16 protein-coding genes are annotated in these 17,879 nt (G+C 69.6%); 7 read left to right on the forward strand and 9 right to left on the reverse strand.

Going from position 1 to position 17,879, the window contains the following annotated elements; translation table 11 throughout:
- Positions 1–156: 156 nt before the first annotated feature.
- Positions 157–942, reverse strand: a complete 786-nt coding sequence (locus tag VN779_RS00005; protein ID WP_325718845.1) for a cellulose binding domain-containing protein — start codon at positions 940–942, stop codon at positions 157–159.
- Positions 943–1,231: 289 nt separating this feature from the next.
- Between VN779_RS00005 and VN779_RS00010 the strand changes: the two genes are divergently transcribed.
- Together VN779_RS00010 and VN779_RS00015 are read left to right on the forward strand one after the other, a co-directional pair.
- Positions 1,232–2,326, forward strand: coding sequence for a hypothetical protein (locus VN779_RS00010; RefSeq protein WP_325718847.1), 1,095 nt, complete (start codon positions 1,232–1,234; stop codon positions 2,324–2,326).
- 23 nt (positions 2,327–2,349) lie between these two features.
- Positions 2,350–2,703 carry a VOC family protein gene (locus VN779_RS00015; protein WP_349260565.1) on the forward strand — a complete coding sequence of 118 codons (354 nt, stop codon included), beginning with the start codon at positions 2,350–2,352 and terminating at the stop codon, positions 2,701–2,703.
- Between the two features lie 39 nt (positions 2,704–2,742).
- Here VN779_RS00015 and VN779_RS00020 read toward each other — a convergent pair whose 3' ends face one another.
- Positions 2,743–3,444, reverse strand: coding sequence for a gamma-glutamyl-gamma-aminobutyrate hydrolase family protein (locus VN779_RS00020; protein ID WP_349260563.1), 702 nt, complete (start codon positions 3,442–3,444; stop codon positions 2,743–2,745).
- Positions 3,445–3,729: 285 nt separating this feature from the next.
- A complete protein-coding gene (locus VN779_RS00025) occupies positions 3,730–5,373 on the reverse strand; it encodes a DUF885 domain-containing protein (RefSeq protein WP_325718855.1) in 1,644 nt (547 codons plus the stop codon).
- Between the two features lie 170 nt (positions 5,374–5,543).
- Here VN779_RS00025 and VN779_RS00030 point away from each other — a divergent pair, with 170 nt between their 5' ends.
- On the forward strand, positions 5,544–6,131 hold the full coding sequence (locus VN779_RS00030) for a hypothetical protein (protein WP_325718857.1): 588 nt from the start codon (positions 5,544–5,546) through the stop codon (positions 6,129–6,131).
- Positions 6,132–6,196: 65 nt separating this feature from the next.
- Here the strand turns inward: VN779_RS00030 and VN779_RS00035 are convergent, their stop codons facing one another.
- Both VN779_RS00035 and VN779_RS00040 read right to left on the reverse strand, forming a co-directional pair.
- A complete protein-coding gene (locus tag VN779_RS00035; protein ID WP_325718859.1) occupies positions 6,197–7,471 on the reverse strand; it encodes an S-adenosylmethionine:tRNA ribosyltransferase-isomerase in 1,275 nt (424 codons plus the stop codon).
- Complete coding sequence (locus VN779_RS00040; RefSeq protein WP_325718860.1) at positions 7,471–8,274, reverse strand: SDR family oxidoreductase; 804 nt, start codon at positions 8,272–8,274, stop codon at positions 7,471–7,473. The genes VN779_RS00035 and VN779_RS00040 overlap by 1 nt, the downstream gene beginning before the upstream one ends.
- Before the next feature lie 179 nt (positions 8,275–8,453).
- Here VN779_RS00040 and VN779_RS00045 point away from each other — a divergent pair, with 179 nt between their 5' ends.
- The 3 genes from VN779_RS00045 to VN779_RS00055 are packed head-to-tail and all read left to right on the forward strand — an operon-like array spanning position 8,454 to position 13,250.
- The gene (locus VN779_RS00045; RefSeq protein ID WP_325718861.1) at positions 8,454–9,629 is read left to right on the forward strand and encodes a GAF domain-containing sensor histidine kinase; all 1,176 of its coding nucleotides are present in this window, start codon (positions 8,454–8,456) and stop codon (positions 9,627–9,629) included.
- A 46-nt stretch (positions 9,630–9,675) separates the two neighbouring features.
- Positions 9,676–10,323 (forward strand): response regulator transcription factor, encoded by a 648-nt coding sequence (locus VN779_RS00050; RefSeq protein WP_325718862.1) that lies wholly within the window; start codon positions 9,676–9,678, stop codon positions 10,321–10,323.
- Positions 10,320–13,250 (forward strand): FAD-binding and (Fe-S)-binding domain-containing protein, encoded by a 2,931-nt coding sequence (locus tag VN779_RS00055; protein WP_325718863.1) that lies wholly within the window; start codon positions 10,320–10,322, stop codon positions 13,248–13,250. The genes VN779_RS00050 and VN779_RS00055 overlap by 4 nt, the downstream gene beginning before the upstream one ends.
- 25 nt (positions 13,251–13,275) lie before the next feature.
- Here the strand turns inward: VN779_RS00055 and VN779_RS00060 are convergent, their stop codons facing one another.
- From VN779_RS00060 to VN779_RS00070, 3 genes are all read right to left on the reverse strand, one after another.
- The gene (locus VN779_RS00060; RefSeq protein ID WP_325718864.1) at positions 13,276–13,932 is read right to left on the reverse strand and encodes a DUF1707 SHOCT-like domain-containing protein; all 657 of its coding nucleotides are present in this window, start codon (positions 13,930–13,932) and stop codon (positions 13,276–13,278) included.
- A gap of 99 nt (positions 13,933–14,031) precedes the next feature.
- A complete protein-coding gene (locus VN779_RS00065) occupies positions 14,032–14,469 on the reverse strand; it encodes a DUF1684 domain-containing protein (protein ID WP_325718866.1) in 438 nt (145 codons plus the stop codon).
- Between the two features lie 410 nt (positions 14,470–14,879).
- On the reverse strand, positions 14,880–15,827 hold the full coding sequence (locus tag VN779_RS00070) for a LysR family transcriptional regulator (protein WP_325718867.1): 948 nt from the start codon (positions 15,825–15,827) through the stop codon (positions 14,880–14,882).
- Positions 15,828–16,079: 252 nt separating this feature from the next.
- Here VN779_RS00070 and VN779_RS00075 point away from each other — a divergent pair, with 252 nt between their 5' ends.
- Complete coding sequence (locus tag VN779_RS00075) at positions 16,080–17,168, forward strand: EamA family transporter (RefSeq protein ID WP_325718869.1); 1,089 nt, start codon at positions 16,080–16,082, stop codon at positions 17,166–17,168.
- Here the strand turns inward: VN779_RS00075 and VN779_RS00080 are convergent.
- On the reverse strand, positions 17,088–17,744 hold the full coding sequence (locus tag VN779_RS00080) for an FMN-dependent NADH-azoreductase (protein WP_325718871.1): 657 nt from the start codon (positions 17,742–17,744) through the stop codon (positions 17,088–17,090). The two genes, VN779_RS00075 and VN779_RS00080, sit on opposite strands and share 81 nt — an antisense overlap.
- Positions 17,745–17,879 lie beyond the last annotated feature (135 nt).

Genomic DNA, 17,879 nt, shown 5'->3' on the forward strand with positions numbered 1-17,879 from the left:
GCGGCGCCATCGGCGAGTGACGAGATAAGGCCTGCTCCCGCCCGGTTGAATCCTGGGCTGTGGCGGGAGCAGACGAGGGTGCGCGGCGGTGGCGCCGCCCGGGGGCACAGAAAGTCGGGGCCAGGTCCGGGAGACGTGGAGTCAGGCCCGGGAGAGTCAGACGCAGGCCAGTCCGTTCACCGCGAAGGAAGCCGGCGGGGCGTCACTGGTGTGCCACGTGCCGAGGAAGCCGATGCCGCTGAGCGTCGCCCCCGGCGCGATCGTCATGTTCGACGCCGTGCCGGAGATCTTCACCGCTTCGCCGGTCTGGGTGAACTGCCCGTTCCACAGGTTGCCGATCTGCTGGTCGCCGCCGAAGGTGAAGCTCAGCACCCAGCTGGACATCGTCACGGTGCCGGTGTTCGTGATGGAGATCGCCGCCACGAAGCCGCCCTGCCATTCGCTCTGCTTGAGGTACGTGACATGGCAGGAGGAAGCCGCGCCACCCTGGATCGCCACCGTCGCGGTGGCCGAGGCCACGGTCGTGCCGCCGATCGAGAAGTTGACGTACTCCGTGTACGACGTGGCGGTGCAGCCCGAGAAGGTCGAGGTGCCGAAGGTGTTCGTGTACTGGCCGTTCGGCGCGAAAGTCACGTACAGCGCGAACGGGTCGACCACCGGGCAGCCGGGCGGCAGCGCGTTGCCGGTCGGGCCGAAGAAGCGGCCATAAGCCTGGACCATCGCGTTGACCGGCTGCGCGGTGCAGTTGGTGGCGGTCAGCTTCGCCGAGGCGACCTGACCCGCCGTCACCACCGGCGTGCTGAACGCGAACGAGTCGATCTGGATCGTTCCGGCGCACGATGCGGCGGGGTGCACCGCCGCGGCCGCCGGGCCGGCGCCGGCGAGCACGAGCGCGGACAAAGCCAGAATCGGCAGGGCGGCCAGGCGCAGGATGCGTCGCATGACTCTGCTCCCTTCCCGGCCGCGACCGGCCGGCGAGAAGTGGATTATCAGCCTTCGATCTCGCAGGTTCCCGTGCTCTTAATACACCCGCGCCGATCCACCGCAAAGGCCGCCCTCACCGGCATGAATCAAGTCTCCAGCTCGCTGCGCACGTCATCCGGCGAGCCACGGGCGCAGTCGCCACGGCCCCGTCGTGAAAGCGTCACGGCCGCCGACCGCTCCATTGCGCCCGGCTGGATTGTGCCGACCGGTACCCGCGAGCGCCGAGCGGCGACTACGCTTTGCGACCATGGAGATCGAGTCCCTGGCCGCCTTCGACAACCACTTGAGATCGCACCAGGGCAGCCTCGCGGGCTGCCGGGTGCAGGCGGTCGATCTCGTGGATCGCGGCTGGGAGCTGCGCACCGCGGATGTCGCGGACTCGGTGTTCCTCGGCTGCTCGCTGACCGAGTCGGTGGCCGCTGACCTGCGCCAACGCGGCGCGATGGTCTTCTCCCCGGCGCCGAACCTGCCATTCGATCCCTACCGCACCACGTTGTACACCGCGGACGAGCTCTACGACGGAATCGCGCAGAAACCATATGAGCAGACTCCTGACGCCCTCACCTACGCCTGGGAGTCAGGGCCACGCGACCGCGAGGACGTGCTCGGGATCGTGCTGCGCGGCCTGCACGACGACTCGATCACCGACGCGCTCGGCGACTACCTGACGGACCGCAAGACCGTGGCGGTGCTCGGCGGACACGCCGTCAGCCGCGACTCCTCCGCCTACGAGGCGGCCGCGCATCTCGGCAGGACCCTGACGCGCGCCGGATTCACCGTGGCGACCGGCGGCGGCCCGGGCGCGATGGAGGCGGCGAATCTGGGCGCGTACTTGGCGCCGTTCGGCGAAGGAGCCGTGGACGAGGCGGTCGCGGCGCTCGGCGAGGCCCGCGACTTCCGGCCGGACCCGACCGCCTGGGCGCGCGCCGCGTTCGGGGTGCGGGCGGCGTTCCCGGCGGAGCGGGCGGGCGAGTCGCTTTCCGTGCCGACCTGGTTCTACGGACACGAGCCGCCCAACGCCTTCGCGGGCGCGATCGCGAAGTACTTCTCCAACGCGGCGCGGGAGGACTGGCTGCTGGCCCGCGCCTCGGCCGGACTGGTGTTCCTGCCCGGCGCGGCCGGCACGGTCCAGGAGATCTTCCAGGCCGCGACACCCGCGTACTACACGCCGGTCGGCGAGGTGCCGCGGCGGCTGATCCTCGTCGGCATCAACCACTGGACAAACACGTTGCCGGCCTGGCCGCTGCTGCGCGCGCTGGCCTATTCGCGCCCGATGGCGACCTCGATCCACCTGGTGGACACGGCAGCCGAGGCCGGGATACTGCTCACGCGCGTGCACTGAGCCACCCTGGCAGGATGAGCGGCATGGAACACGTGCTCGGCATCGGCGGGTACTTCCTGCGCGCCGCCGACCCGGCGGCCCTCAACGCCTGGTATCGCGATTGCCTTGGCCTGGACGCCGACGAGCACGGCCTGTGGAACCAGGACACCGGGCCGACCGTGTTCGCGACCTTCGAGCCCGAGTCCGACTACTTCGGCTCCCGCACCCAGCAGACCATGCTCAACTTCCGGGTTCGCGACCTGGACGCGATGCTCGCGCAGTTGCGCGCCAAGGGCGCGAACGTCGAGGAGGAAACCCAGGAGATGGCAGGGGTCGGCCGATTCGGCTGGGTCACCGATCCCGAGGGCAATCGCATCGAGCTGTGGCAGCCGGCCTGACCGCGGTTCCGGCAGCCCGGTGACGTGCCGGGCGCGACCCTAACCAGTTGCTTTCACCAGCGCGGTGAACAGCGCCGGGTCGTCGCGCACCTCCGGATGCCATTGCACGCCCACCAGGAACCGGCGGTGCGGCACCCAGGCAGCCTCGATCGTGCCGTCCTGCGCCCACGCGCTGGCCACCATGCCGTTGCCGAGCCGGTCGATCGCCTGGTGGTGATGACAGGGCACGTCGACGCCCTCGCCGAGCAGTGAGCCCGGCAGCGCGTCCGTGTCCAGCCGGATTCGCACCGTGCCGTACACGCCGGGCGCCGGGCGGTGCCGCTCTCCCCCGGCCAGGTCCGGTAGGTGCTGGTGCAGCGTGCCGCCGAGGCAAACGTTGATCAGCTGCATGCCGCGGCAGATCCCGAGCACCGGCAGGTCGGCCTGGAGCGCGGCCATCAGCAGCGCGGTCTCCCAGGTGTCCCGGTCCGCCTGCGAACGCTCCGCGAACGGATCCGGAGCCGCTCCATACCGCACCGGTTCGATGTCCGGGCCGCCACTGAGAATGAGCCCGTCCAGCCGGCTGATCACGGCCTGGGCGGCGTCGTCCGCGCCGATCGGGAGCAGCACCGGCACACCGCCGGCCGCCGTGACGTGGTCGGCGTAGGCATGCGGAAGCAACGCCGCTGGGGTGTGCCACACGCCCCAGGCGGCGTGAGTCCGGTAGGCGGTCAAGCCAATCAGAGGCCGCACATCACTCATCATGGCAGTGATGCCCACGTGGCGGCGTGGTTATCCCGTGATTTCTCCGTCATCCAGCGGTTTGCGTGTCTTCGGCCATCGCGTCCGGCTTCGCGTCGAACCCGCCGCGGGCGTGTTTGAAATGTAGCGTCGGATAAGGCCGCGGTGTCTGGCGCGTGCGATCGCAAGGCGGAGGGTCGTCCTCGTACCGGGCGTCCGGCAGCGCCCAACAGGTTCCTGGCGGCACCGGGGATCCGACAACGCAGCGAGCGTGCGTGGCAGGCGCCGCGGCCCCGGCGATACTTTTCAAACACGCCCGAGCGCGGCGGCACGGGCCAGACCGAGCGGGAGGCTGCCGGACCCGGCGATCGTGTCGTGGAACTCGCGCCGCGAACCGAGGCCACGCGCCAGGTACTCGTCCCGGATACTCTCGATCTCCAGGCATCCGGTCAGATACGACGGCGCCTGCGTCGGCCAGGCGCAGTACCGCGACACCTCGCCCTTCGCGGTACCCGCGGACAGCGCGGTCTTCTCCACCAGGAACGCCTCGGCCTGTTCGACTGTCATCTCCCCGCAGTGCAGCGCTGTGTCGACGACGATGCGGGCGGCGCGGAAGGCGCGCGCCTCCACGTGCGCGAGTTCGTGGCGCGTATCGGTGAAGTAGCCCTCATCACGCATCACCGTCTCGACGTAAAGCGCCCAGCCCTCGGAGAAGTACGGCGTGCGGTGCACCTTGCGCAGGGTGCGCGTCGAGTTCGCGGACCAGGACAGATGCCAGTGGTGGCCCGGGTAGGCCTCGTGCACGGAGATGGTCGGGATCTGCGCGCGGGAGTTGGTCTCCAGACGCTGGCGCACCTGATCCTCGGTGAAGTCGGCCGGGGCGTAGGGCACGAAGAAATGGCCGACGCGGTTGGCGGTCAGCGGTGGCGGAGGCATGTACGACGCGACGGAGAGGATCGGGCGCTGGAACTCGGGCGAAGGCACGACGCGGCACTCCTCACCCTGCGCGAAGGTGACGATGCCGCGCTCGCGGGCGAACCGCCGGGCGCGCTCGGTCTCGGCCTCGTACTCCGCGCGCATCGCCTCGAGCGTCGGCGGATGGTCGTCCTGGAGCGACTCGATCAGCGCGTGCCAGTCCGCTGATTCCCCGGTGGCCGAGTCGCGGGAAATGGCGCGGGTCAGCTCGCCCAGTTCGGCGTCCAGGGCGGCGTACGCACGCTCGCCGCGCTCGTGCAGTTCGGCGGCGCCGTAGCCGAGCAGTTCGCGTTCGGTCAGCAGCGCGGAGTAGAGCCGGTCGCCCATCCGCCAGTCGCCGCGGGCCTTGTGCTGGAAGTCCTGCAGGAAGGCCGAGGTCTCGTCGAACGCGGCGGCAGCCGGCTCAGCGGCCTCGCGCACGCGGGCGGCCAGCCGCTCGTCGCCGATCATGCCGGGCAGGGAGGCGGTGACGAAGGCGCGTCCGGTGCGGGCCTGGCCGAGGCCGCGGCCGACGATGAGCGGCGCGGCGAGTTCGGCATCGAGGTTGTCGCGGCACGCGGCCAGCACGTCGGGAAGCTGCGCGAGCTTGCCGAGGGTGTCCTCGACCAGGTACTCCTCCGGGTGCAGCCGGTGCACATACGGCATCAGCAGGCTGAAGAAGGTGATGGAGAGGTACGCCGCGGGATCGCGCCGCCAGGTCGGCCACTCGGCGAGCAGCTGCTGGCCGCGTAGCTGAGCCACCGCGAGCCGCCGGTCGATCTCATCGTCGAGGTCGGCGGCGGGTGGCAGCGCGTCGAAGCGCTCCAGCCAGGCGGTCGCCTCCCGGTCCCGCCGCTGCATGGCTTCGGCCGAATGGTCGCCGAGCTGTCCGTCGAAACCCTCGGCTCCGAGCAGCTGAGCGTGGGCCGGATTCTCGGCGAAATACCAGGTCAGGTACTCATCGACGAGCTGCGGGACGGCGGCGGGCGCATTCATGGGGTGATCCTCGCCGCAGCGGGCCAGGTTCGCAACCCCCTTGCGCCCCTGACTCAGGCTTCTTCGTCAAATGTAGGGTAGGGAACAGGGTGCGGAAGGGTCGCGGCGACCCCTCCCTGGACTGGTGTGCGAGCGCATACAATTCCACCTCCAAAGGGAGGGGTGGCGGCGTGGAAGCCGAGGACAGTGAGGCCGCAGGGCGGGCCGACCGGGTAAGTACGGTCGGGGCGGATCAGGACGCCGGGGCGACGGCCGCGCAGGCGCCGGATGCGGGCCTGCGATCCGATCCCGACGCTGGTCAAGCGCTAGAGACTGGTCCCGAGGCGGCGGATGACGAGGGCGCCGCGCCCGACCCTGAGGAAGATGCCGAGAGCGACGCCGACTGCGCGGCCAACCTCGACGCCGACCTCGAAGCGGAGCAGACCGCCGGCAAAGGCAGGCCGGTCAGCAGCGGTATAGGGTGCGCCGCGCTGCTGCTTCCGCTGGTCGCGGTCGCCGGGGCGATCCTTTGCTTCGCGGCCGGGATCCTGTCCACAGTCACCGGCTGCACCCCGAATGGCTCAGCGCTGTGCTCGGCGAACGGCGCCTGGTTCGAGTTCGCGCTGCCGCTGTTCGTCTCCCCGATCATCGCCGCGGGTACGGCGATTGGAGCGGTGACGGTACGCCGCCATCGCTCCACTTGGCTCGCCGTGGGCTACGGGATCGTGTTCATCAGCATCATCGTCGGCCTCGCCTCGGCCTCCACCGGATCGAACTGAGCCCGCTCGGCGCTCGCTGCTTGCCACTCGCGTTGGATCAGCGGCGGATCGGCGACGCTCGCTGTTCACGGCAGCAGCAGGTTCACGTCTCCGAACTCGTGCCACAGGTACCGCTCGCGAATGGCCTCGGCATAGCAGAGGTCGAGCAGCGGGCGGCCGGCGACGGCTTCCAGCATCAGCAGGTGCGACGCGCGCGGCTCGTGCCATCCGGTCAGCAGACCGTCGACCGCGCGCACGCCACGCTCCGGCGTGATGATCAGATCCGTCCAGCCGTCGGCAGCGCGGACCTTCCCGTCGGGGTCGGCCGCTGATTCGAGCGCGCGCACGGCCGTCGTGCCCACCGCTATGACCCGCCCGCCGGACGCCCGCACGTGGTTGACCAGCCTCGCGGTGCTCTCCGGGACGCGGTACCGCTCGGCGTATGGAGCCTCGTGCAGTTCAGGCGAGGCCACGCCGGTGTGCAGCGTGATCGGCGCGATGAGCACGCCGCGCGAGACGAGCGCCGCGACAAGTTCGAGCGTGAACGGCCTCGCGGCACTCGGCATCTCGCTACTGCCCGGCTCGGCCGCGAAGACGGTCTGATAAGCGGACAGCGGCCAGTCCCGGTCTACGTACGAGTAGCGGATCGGCTTGCCGTGACGGCCGAGGTAGTCCGCGACGGTATCGACTGCGGTCCTCGTCGGCGCGCTCTGGTCGCGCTCGCGCACTGACGGCTCGCCGCCCCCGCTCGGGAGCCGGAAGCGCGCGTACCAGAGCCGCTTGGTGAACGCCGCGGTCAGCCGGAGCGAGGCGCCTGCGGGCAGCGTGATCTCCAAGCCGGGCCGGGCAGGAGACGGCACGGTCAGTACGCCCTTGTCCGCCCGGCTCGGGTGTCGCCTCGCCGCCGCGTAAGGCACCGTGCTGCCCGCGTGCGGCCTGCGCAGCTCGACCAAGTGCTCCCCTCCCGCACCAGGTTCGGCGCTGGACACGTGCACCGCGACCGGCGTGCCGTCCGGCAGCGTTCCGCTCAGCGCAGCGGGAAGCGTCCCCGAGTTGTTGACCACGAGCAGGTCGCCGGGACGCAACACCTGCGGCAGGTCAGCGGCGGTGTGGTGCGCGAGTCCCAGGCCATCGCGCCGCCCGACCAGCATCCGCACCGCGTCCCGGCGCAGGCCGCGCGCTTCCGCGGGCGCGTGAGCGGACAGCTCGTCCGGCACGGAGAAGTCGAAGCCGCCGCCGAACGCGTCGAGCGCCGGGAAAGCCCCATCCTGCTCGAACCCTGATTCTCCGGTTCCCCGGGTGCTGGCGCCCGATCCGGCGGCGATCTGCGCCAGTTGCGCGATGTCGCGAATCAGCATCATCAGACTTCCTCCTTCGTGGTGCGCAGCAGTTCGGCGGCGGCATACCGGCCCGAGACCGGCCAGTCGCGCAGTAGCGCGCGGAACGCGGGCACCACCGTCTCGGGCAGCGGCCGATCCGAGATGTCCTCACCGGGGAACGCCTCCTGGTGCATCCGCGTGCGCATGTCGCCTGGGTCCACAGCCCACACGCGCAGCTCGGGTTCCTCCTGCGCGAGGATCGCGGAGGCGTGATCAAGCGCCGCCTTGCTCGCGCCGTAACCTCCCCAGCCCGCGTACGGCTCGACGGCCGCGTCCGAGGAGATGTTGATGATCGCGCCGCGCGACTGGCGCAGCTGCGGCAGCACCAGTTGCGTCAGCGCGATCGGACCGAGGATGTTCACCTCGAAGGTCTCCAGCAGGCCGGGCAGCGGGAACTGCGCGAGGGTCGGCAGCGCGGCGCCCTTCAGGTCGTAGCCGGTGAGCGTCGAGGCGTTGTTGATCAGCAGGTCCACGCCGCCGAACTGCGCCGCGGCCTCGGCCAGGTCGGCGCGGTGCTCGTCGGCCACGATGCTGCCGGCCAGCGCCGCGACCTCGGTGAGCGCGGACAGCTCGGCGGCGGCCTCGTCGAGTTCGGCGGAACCTCGCGCGGTGATCACCAACCGCCAGCCGTCCTTGGCCAGCGCCCGGGCCAGCTCGCGGCCGAGGCCGCGTGAAGCGCCGGTGATCAGCGCGACCGGACGGTGCGTGTCGTCCCCGATCCGCCGAGCGGCGCGGGCCCGGATCCGGACCTCGTCCACGCTGTCCGTTTGAACGGTGTCTGTCATCTGGACGGTGTCTGTCATCGGTTTCGGTGTCGATGTCGGTGTCATGCCTCGACTCTCTCCCCGGCCTGCCCGCGCGCGGATCGGTCCGCCGACCGGACCGGCCCTCGTCCATCGGTCCTAGGACCACGGGCGGAGCAGCGGCCGATCTGCCGATCCGGGCGGCGCGCTACCGTGGAGGCGTGTCCACCACAGCAGACCGGAAGCAAGCTCTGGCCACGCTGCATGAGCTGAGCCAGGCGGTGCTGACGATCAGCCGGCACCTGGACACCAGTGAGGCGCTGCGGCGGATCGTGCGCACGGCGCGCGAACTGGTGGGCGCGCAGTACGCGGCGCTCGGCATTCCCGACGGCGCTGGGTCCTTCGCGCGGTTCCTGGTCGAGGGCATGAGCGACGAGCAGTGGGCGGCGATCGGACCGCTGCCGCGCCAGCACGGGATGCTCTCGGTGATGCTGCACGACCCACGGCCGCAGCGACTCGACGACATCACCGCCGACCCGCGGTTCGGCTGGTGGCCGAAGGCGCACCCGCGACTGACCGCGTTCCTCGGCGTGCCGATCCGGGACTGCGACGAGATCCTCGGCGCGCTCTTCCTCGGCAACACGACGCCGCCCGAGGACGGGCAAGGCTTCACCGAGCAGGACGAGGAACTGCTGACCGTGCTCGCGGCGCACGCGGCCATCGCGCTCACCCACGCGCGGCTGTACGAGCGGGAGCGGGAACTGGCCATCGCGCAGGAGCGGACCCGGCTGGCTCGCGAACTGCACGACGCGGTCGCGCAGAAGCTGTTCGCGCTGCGGTTGACGGCGGAGGCGGCCGGCGGCTTGGTGCAGGCCGATCCGCAGCGGGCGCGGGCGCACCTGGGCCAGATCTCGGTGCTGGCGAAGGAGGCGGCCGAGGAACTGCGCGCGGCGGTCGACGAGCTGCGGCCGGCCGAGCTGGACGAGGACGGCCTGGCGGTGGCGATGCGCAAGAAGGTCGACGTGCTGGACCGGGCGCAGCAGAGCAGCGGCGGGCCACGGGTTAGCTTCCGGGACAAGCCGATCAGTGCCCTGCCTCCGGCGCACGAGCAGGTAGTGCTGCGAGTCGCGCAGGAGGCGCTGCACAATGCCCTGAGACACGCGGAGGCGAAGCAGATCGAGATCTCGCTCGCGCCGCTGCCGCGTGGTGGCGCGGTGCTGTCAGTGGTCGATGACGGCGTCGGCTTCGAAACGGGGAGGAGCACGGGTGAGCGCGGGCTCGGACTTGTATCAATGCGCGAACGAGCGGATTCGGTCGGCGGGAGGGTGCAGGTGACCTCGGCCCCGGGTCAGGGCACGACGGTGCGGTTGGAGGTACCCGGTGGACGTCCTGCATGAGCAAGAAACGCACCCAGACTCGCGCACGCGTGCCCAGGTGAGCGCGGTGGCGCCGAGTACCGGCAAGATCAGTGTTCTGATCGCCGACGATCATCCGATGGTGCGGCAGGGTTTACGCGTATTCCTGGAGCTGCAACCGGACATCGAAGTAGTCGGCGAGGCTGCGGACGGCGCGCAGGCGGCGCAGCTGGCCCAAGAATTGCGGCCGGACGTGGTGCTGCTGGACCTGGTGATGCCCGGGACCGACGGCGTGACCGCCATCGAGCTGATGGCTGAGGCCGCGGTGGAAAGCAAGGTACTGATCGTCACCAGCTTCGGTGAGCACCGGACTGTGGTGCCCGCGATCCGGGCCGGTGCGCGCGGTTACGTCTCCAAGGAGGTCGAGCCGTCCGCGCTGGCCGCGGCGATCCGGGCCGTGGCCGCGGGGCATGTACTGCTTGGTCCTGAGGTGGCCGCCGCGTTGCTGAGCGGGAACGCTTCGCAGACGACGGAAGGCGCGGGCGCCGATCCGCAGCTGACCGCGCGGGAGCGCGAGGTGCTGGATCTGATCGCGCGCGGCCGCTCGAATCGCGAGATCGCCAGAGCCCTGACAGTTTCGGAGAAGACCGTGAAGACGCACGTCTCCAGCGTGCTGATGAAGTTGGGCGTCGCCGACCGCACGCAGGCGGCGCTGTGGGCGGTCCGGCACGCGTGAGCCCTGCAACGCTTGAATCCGCGCTACGTGCAGGAGTCCGCGGGGATGTCGAGTTCGGCGCCGGCGCGCGGGCCGTGTACGCGACCGACTCGTCGAACTACCGGCAGGTGCCGATCGGCGTCGTGTTCCCGCGCGACGAGGCGGACGTCGTCAGCACTCTGACGGTATGTGCACGGTTCGACGTACCGGTACTCGGTCGAGGCGGAGGGACGTCTCTCGCCGGTCAGGGCTGCAACGAAGCCGTCGTCGTCGACTTCAGCCGGTATATGACGGCGATCTTGGAGATCGATCCGGTGGCGCGGATCGCGCGAGTTCAGCCGGGCGTCGTGCTCGACGATCTGCGTGCGGCGGCCGAAGCGCATGGGCTGACTTTCGGCCCCGATCCGGCGACGCACGCGTGGTGCACGCTCGGCGGAATGATCGGCAACAACTCGTGCGGGACGCATGCGTTGTTCGCGGGAAAGACGGTCGACAACGTGGACCGGCTGCGCGTTGTGACGTATGGCGGCGAGCGCTACGAATTCGGGTCCTACGACGATGAACAGTACGCCGGCCTGGTGAAGTCGGGGGCCGAGGAGGCGGCGATTGTCGGCTCGCTGCGGGAGATCGGCCGCCGCAGCGCCGACCTCGTCGCGAGCCGCTTTCCGGAACTGCCCCGGCGTGTCTCAGGGTTCAACCTCGATCAGATCGTGCCCGGTCGGCCGCTGCACGTGGCCCGGCTACTGGTGGGCACTGAGTCGACCTGCGCGCTGATCACCGAGGCGACCGTGCGGCTGATCCCCAGCCCGGCACATCGCCGCCTGGTCATCCTCGCGTACCCCGGCGTCTTCGAGGCCGCTGATTCCGTGTTGGGCCTGTTATCTGCACTCGACGCCGGACTTATCGGACTTGAGGGCTTCGACGTCACACTCGTGCGGCAGATGAGGGCGCACCGGCTCAACCTCGGCCAGCTCAGCCTCCTGCCAGGCATCGACGAAGCGATTGAGCGCGATCGTGGCGGCTGGCTGCTGGCCGAAATCGGCGCGGAAAGTTCCGGCGAAGCCGACGCCCGCACGGATCGCTTCATCAGCCTTCTTCCTCCCGCACTCCCCTATCGCCGCCTCGACGACGCGGCCGAGCAGCGGGACGCGTGGGCGATTCGCGAATCAGGGCTCGGCGCCACCGCGATTCGCGAGGACGGCAGCCACAATCTCGAAGGCTGGGAGGACGCCGCCGTACCGCCGGCAAAGCTCGGGACCTACCTACGCGGGATCGCAAAGCTCTGGGACGAGTTCGGCTACCAAGGCGCGTGGTACGGGCACTTCGGCCAAGGCTGCGTACACACGCGCAACAACTTCGACCTGCGCACGGAGAGCGGGCTTCGCTCATATCGCAGCTACGTCGAGCGCGCAGCCGATCTCGTCGCGTCGCTGGGCGGGTCGCTTTCCGGCGAACACGGCGACGGACAGTCGCGTGGCGAACTGCTGGAGCGGATGTACGGCCCCGAGATCGTCGACGCCTTCCGGCAGGTGAAAGCCGTATTCGACCCTCGCGGCAGGATGAACCCGGGCAAGGTTGTCGATCCCTATCCGCTCGACGCGAACATCCGCTTCGGTCCCGGCTACCGAACCAGCACACTGACGCCCGCGTACTTCCCATTCGCCGAGGACGCCGGTTCGCTCCAGCACGCGGCGGAACGCTGCGTCGGTGTCGGACGTTGCCGGCGGGACGACGCGGGCGTGATGTGCCCGTCGTACCGGGCGACTCGCGACGAGCGGCACTCCACCCGGGGACGGGCGAAGCTGCTTGTCGAGCTCTTCCAGGGCGAGGTCACGCCGGCGTCGTGGCGCAACGAGGACGTGCGGGATGCACTGGATCTCTGCTTGTCTTGTAAGGGCTGCGCGGTCGACTGTCCGACGCGCGTGGACATGGCGACGTACAAGGCGGAATTCCTCGCACACCACTATCGGGGACGCGTGCGACCGCGCGAAATGTACGCCCTCGGGTTCGTTGCGTGGCTTGCGCGCGCCGCGACGCGGTTTCCGGCGCTCGCGAACGCCGGCCTTTCCGCACCAGGCATCAGTACTCTGCTGCGCCGTGCCGCTGGAGTCACCACCAACCGTCCGGCCCCCCGCTTCGCGTCCAGCTCGCTACGCCGACTCCAGCATTCCGAGCCTCGGACGGCGATTCCCGCTCACCCCACCGTCGCCCTGTGGCCCGACACCTTTACCGACGCGTATCGGCCGGGCCTGGGCATCGCGTGGAAGACAGTGCTCGAAGCCGCAGGCGAGTCGGTCGCCGTTCCCACCGAATGGGCTTGCTGCGCGCGGCCGCTTTACGACACCGGAATGCTCGACCTCGCTCGCAGGACACTGAGACGCCTGCTCGACGTCCTCGAGGTCTACATCGCACAAGACACGCCGATCGTCGTCCCCGAGCCGAGCTGCCTGGCCGCCTTCCGCGACGAACTACCGAAGCTGCTCACCGACGATCCGCGTGCCGCGAAGCTCGCGTCCCTGTCCCGCTCCCCCGCCGAGCACCTGCTGGCGACCGGAGCCGTCGCGACACTTCGGCAGACGATCGAGCCCGCCGCGACCCCTGTCCGCGTCGCAATTCATCCGCACTGCCACGCTCGGGCGATCCATGCCGCCGATGCGGACCGGCAGTTGCTCGAAGCACTCGGCTACGACGTGTCAGTCCTCGATGCCGGATGCTGCGGGCTGGCCGGTTCGTTCGGTTTCAGCGCGAAGCATGAACCGGTGTCGAGGGCGATCGGCGAGCAGCAGTGGCTACCGCGGGTTCAGCCAGCCACCCGAGACAGAGCCCTGATCATCGACGGCTTCTCCTGCGCGACTCAATACGCGCACCTAGCGCCTGCCGGATCCGCCGTCCCGATGACGCTCGCCGATCTCCTACTCGCCCAAATCGGCACGCGCGCAGTCCTCTGACGCAGCGCCGCGCCGGCCGGCTTCGTCAGGACGTGAGCTCGTCGCGCTTCTTATTCCCCACACTCTTCGAGGCCTTACGGCGGCCGGTCACGCCGGCCCAGAACGCGATTCCGGTGACCCGCACGATCGGCGCCCCCGGCGGTGGCGGTTCCAGTTGGCTCGAGGTGGCGTCGTCGTATCCGCCCATCAAGCCGAAGCCGTCGACGTGCAGGTCGACGCCTTCGGGCACCAGGACGTCGATCCCCGCCATGATCGCATTCGCGCGGATGACCGTCTCATGCTCGGCGAAGGTGGCCTCCCGCAGGTCGAGCACCACGCCGCCCCAGAACGAGAAAGCGTTGTAGCGCCTGGGGACCACCCATCGCCCGCGCCGATTAGAACCCGACATAATCGCGATCGACCAGCGGCGACTGGTCGGGGTGCCGCCGACCAGCGGCGACGTTCCCGATCCGGCGGGGGCGGGCAGCGGCGCGGCCGTGCCGGCGGCGGGCAGGTCCCGGGTGAGCGGTTCGAGTTCGGCGTAGGTTTTGGCGCCGTAGGCGCGCTCCAGCCGGTCCTCGAGTTCGTCCATGGTGAGCCGACCGTGCCCTGCGGCGTCGCGCAACTGCTCGGCCACTCGCTCGCGATCGGAGTCGGCGGCGCGCATCTCCAGCGCGGCGTTGGGGTCCCCTGTGTCAGCCATGGTCGGGATTCTAGCGAAGCGGCTCGCAGCTAATCAGACCCAGGAGACGCGCAGCATTGCCACCATTGGCAACAATTGCCCGGCGCGCGAGTACACCCGTCACAACCGTTCACCGGCGCGTATCGGAGCGCTGATGGTGTTGCCGGGCGGCGCGAGCGGGCACTGCCATTGCGCGTTGTACCGGCAGGACGGGTGGTACAGGAAGTTGAGGTCGACGACGAGGGCGTTGTCGTCACCGCCGAGATCCGCGCCCTTTGCCGTGTCCAGCAGATAGCGGCCGCCGCCGTAGCTCTCGGTTCCAGCGGTGCCATCGCGCAGCGGGACGAACAGTCCGCCGGCGTATTGACGCAGCCACCAGACATCGAGCGTCGCGCCGATCGGTTCCGGCAGTTCGACCCGGCCGACCAGCCGCATCGTGGTGTTGCCGTCGCCATCGGTCGGCACGCTCAAGCCGGTTGCCTCGCTGGGCTGGACAATGGGCAGCTCAAAGCGCAGCCGGGGATCGTATGGCCAATACCGCACGCCGGTCTCGCGCATCGGATCACCAGGTGGCAGCGGGCTTTGCGGGTGCCGCCGGAACAGTTCGTCTCGCCCCGACCGCCATAATTCGTGCGCGCGTTCCGGTTTCGGGACAGCGCGAACCGCCGTGTAGAGGACGCTGACCTCACGGCGCCAACCCGCCAGCTCCAGCTCAGGTACGGCGGTCATACGCCAAGCCACCGAGGTTCGCCGGACCGCAAGCCGTCAGCGAGATCTAGCCCGCGGCGCCCATCGCTCATCCCTCCGAGTACCCCCAGCCGTCCGCACCCATCATGCATACTCGTCGCATCCACGCGCACTGCGCTTGCCTCTCCGTCGGGGTTGCTGCCGATTCCAGCGAAGCACACGTCTATGACAGTCCGCCCGCCGAACCTGCACCTGTTACTACCCGGTAAGCGGGTCGGAGATCAGACCCCCGCCGGTGCACTGACCGCTTGAGCGAGCCGCGCAGCATCAGCCTTCGCACTTGCCGAGGCCGCACGAAGGGCGGCCACGGCGCGCGAGTAGTTCGCGCCTTTACGCATCGCGGCGGCGATACGGCGGTGCGGGGCGTCCTGGCCGATCGGCAGTACACGCACCGAGTCGGGGACTATCGGCGGCAGGCCGAGTTCCGGGACGACGGTCACGCCAAGTCCTGCCGCGACCATGCCGACCGCCGCGAGGAAGTCCGTCGTATAGTGCGCGGCCCGTGGCTGGAATCCGGCCGACGCGCAGGCCGCGGCGATCACCTCGTTGCAAGAGGTCCAGCGGCGCGATTGGATCCACGGCTCGTCGGCCAGTTCGCCGAGATCCACTGGGTCGACGCTCTTGGCCAGTCGATGCCGCGCGGGGACGACGGCCCGATAATCATCGACCACCAGCGGTTCCAGCACGATCCGCGGATCGGCCAGCGCGGGACGGTTGGGTGCGATCATCACCACGCCGACGTCCACATCACCATCGAGCAGCAGGGCCAGCGACTCCTCCGACTCCGCCTCCTCGATCTCGACCCGCCAGCCCGGGTTCTGCTCGCAGAGATCAGCCACCGCTCTGGCGACGAACGCCGCGATGGCAGTGGGGAACGCGCAGATTCGGAAGCGCGCGGCGGTTCCGTCCCGGAAGTCGCGCAGGTCGGCGTCGGCCCGTTCGTAACGCTCGAGAATCGCATCGGCGTGATCGAGCAGGATGCGGGCCGGCTCGGTGAGGATGACGCCACGTCCGCGCCGCTGCACCAGTGTGCAGCCGGTGGACTTCGCGAGCGCGGTCAGCTGCTGCGAGACTGCGGAGGGAGTCAGGTGCAGAGCCACAGCGGCGGCGTTCACCGTGCCGTGGTCCGCGAGTGCACGCAGGGTCCGTAGATGCCGCGGATCAATCACGCTGCTCGCCTCCCATGACGAATGCCGCGTCGGGCTCTGGCACCGCACCGCAGACCAACGAGTCCGCGGCCTATCGGGACGCTGTTGGGCGGGCGACCAATTCGCGCCCGGGCAGCTCAAGTCCGGCCGCACCGCACCGCACCGCACCGCACCGCACCGCACCGAGGCTGGGATCCCGATTCAGCGTCTCTGCATGGTATCGCGCAGAACTATTCGCTGGTTCTGAATGATTGCCGCTGGTTGATTGGATTCATGACTCGCGGCTCCGCTCTCCCCGTCCGCCACCTCCTGCTAGCCTGGCTCGCCGTCCTGGTCTGGGGCGTCAACTTCTCCGTCATCGACGCTGGACTCGCCAACTTCCCGCCCCTGCTCTTCGCCACCCTCCGGTTCGCGGCCGTCGCCGTCTGCTGCCTGTTCGTGCCCCGCCCGCAGATCGCCTGGCGCTGGCTGGTCCTGGTCGGCCTGTTCACCGGGACCGGCCAGTACGCCCTGCTCTATCTCGGCATGGCGGCCGGGATGCCCGCCGGCCTTTCCTCCCTGGTGATGCAGGCGCAGGTACCGTTCACGCTGCTGTTCGCCGCGCTCGCGCTGCACGAGCGGCCGTCGCGACGTCAAGCCTTTGGCATCGCGGTCAGCGTGCTCGGCCTCGGACTGGTCGGACTGGCCCGCGGCGGCTCGGTCACCCTGCTGTCGCTGTTGCTGGTGCTCGGCGCCGCGGCCAGCTGGGCGGTCGGCAACGTGTGCACCCGGATCGCGAAGCCGGACAACGGATTGCGGCTGGTGATCTGGTCCTCGGTCGTGCCACCGCTCCCGCTGCTCACGCTGTCACTGCTGCACGAGGGTGCCCACCGCGACATCACCGCGTTCGGCCACGCCGGATTGGGCGCGTGGCTGTCGCTGGCCTATTCGGTGGTGCTTTCGACGATCCTGGCGATGGGTAGCTGGTCGATGCTCCTGGGCCGACACCAAGCTGACCGCGTCGTGCCCTATGCGCTCGCCATTCCGGTCATCGGCTTTCTCACCGGGCACATCGTGCGCGACGAGTCAGTCACCGCACCGATGCTGCTCGGCGCCGCTGTCGTCATCCTCGGCCTCGCCCTCGTGGTCTCCCGGACCGGACTGTGGCCACGGATATTGAGGCGCCCGGGGAGGTTCGAGCAGTTGGGAGAGTCGGAGCGATCAACTCGACGGACGGTTCCCGAGGCAGCGGGCCGCATCCATGCCGCTCAGACGCCTGAGTCCGAAGGCCGAGAGCCGGCCCTACGCGGCGGCGAACTGGCCGGCGAGGGTGCGAGCGCGCGATTCCGCAGCCTCGTGCGCCGCGGCACGCAGCTGCTTTGACGCCGGTATCAGGTCCGCCATAGCCGGATTGCGCTCGGCGAGGGTCAGCTGTGCCTTGATCACGGTGACCTCGAGCCCCAATGCCTTGCCGAGCACCGTCTCCAGGTACGGCTGCACGAAGTCCCAGCCATCGCGCGGCGTTCCGGGGTCGTAGCCGCCGCCGTAGGCGAGCACGATGGTCGCCGGACGACCCGCCAGCGGAGGTGCGCCGTCGAAAACAAGTGTGCGGCCGGCCAGGATGATCTGGTCGAGCCAAGCCTTGAAGGTGGCCGGCACGCCCCAGTTGTACATCGGCACCGTGAAGAGGTACGCGTCCGCGGCGAGTACTTCGTCCACCAGTTCGGTGCGCCGCGCGAACGCCGCGGACTGCTCGGCCGTGTGCTGCTCAGCCGGTATGAAGGCCGCGTGAATGCCCGCCTCGTCGAGCGCCGGCACCGGGTTGCGCCCCAGGTCGCGGTGCGTGATCTCACCGCCGGGGTGCGCCTCCCGCCAGGTCTTGCGGAAGGTGTCGGCGATTTCCTTCGATACCGAGCCCACGGAAAGGGCGGAGGAATCAACGTGCAGCAGGCGGGCCATCGCTAGCTCCTGAACTAGTCTGTTCGACAATCGGTCTTGGATCTAGATTGTCTGTTGCGCAGACTATTTGTCAAGCTTCACGGCCGCTGTATCCTGGAATCGCAGACCAGACGGGGATTTGAGCACGGTGAAGAG

This window comes from Actinocrinis sp., assembly GCF_035605935.1.
Taxonomy (GTDB): Bacteria; Actinomycetota; Actinomycetes; order Streptomycetales; family Catenulisporaceae; genus Actinocrinis.

Coding starts and splice junctions, on each gene's coding strand:
- VN779_RS00035 (WP_325718859.1), bottom strand. CDS start 7,471: ATGATGCTGATTCGCGACATCGCGCAACTGGCGCAGATCGCCGCCGGA.
- VN779_RS00040 (WP_325718860.1), bottom strand. CDS start 8,274: ATGACAGACACCGTTCAAACGGACAGCGTGGACGAGGTCCGGATCCGG.
- VN779_RS00075 (WP_325718869.1), top strand. CDS start 16,080: ATGACTCGCGGCTCCGCTCTCCCCGTCCGCCACCTCCTGCTAGCCTGG.
- VN779_RS00010 (WP_325718847.1), top strand. CDS start 1,232: ATGGAGATCGAGTCCCTGGCCGCCTTCGACAACCACTTGAGATCGCAC.
- VN779_RS00065 (WP_325718866.1), bottom strand. CDS start 14,469: ATGCGCGAGACCGGCGTGCGGTATTGGCCATACGATCCCCGGCTGCGC.
- VN779_RS00080 (WP_325718871.1), bottom strand. CDS start 17,744: ATGGCCCGCCTGCTGCACGTTGATTCCTCCGCCCTTTCCGTGGGCTCG.
- VN779_RS00005 (WP_325718845.1), bottom strand. CDS start 942: ATGCGACGCATCCTGCGCCTGGCCGCCCTGCCGATTCTGGCTTTGTCC.
- VN779_RS00020 (WP_349260563.1), bottom strand. CDS start 3,444: ATGAGTGATGTGCGGCCTCTGATTGGCTTGACCGCCTACCGGACTCAC.
- VN779_RS00025 (WP_325718855.1), bottom strand. CDS start 5,373: ATGAATGCGCCCGCCGCCGTCCCGCAGCTCGTCGATGAGTACCTGACC.
- VN779_RS00015 (WP_349260565.1), top strand. CDS start 2,350: ATGGAACACGTGCTCGGCATCGGCGGGTACTTCCTGCGCGCCGCCGAC.
- VN779_RS00060 (WP_325718864.1), bottom strand. CDS start 13,932: ATGGCTGACACAGGGGACCCCAACGCCGCGCTGGAGATGCGCGCCGCC.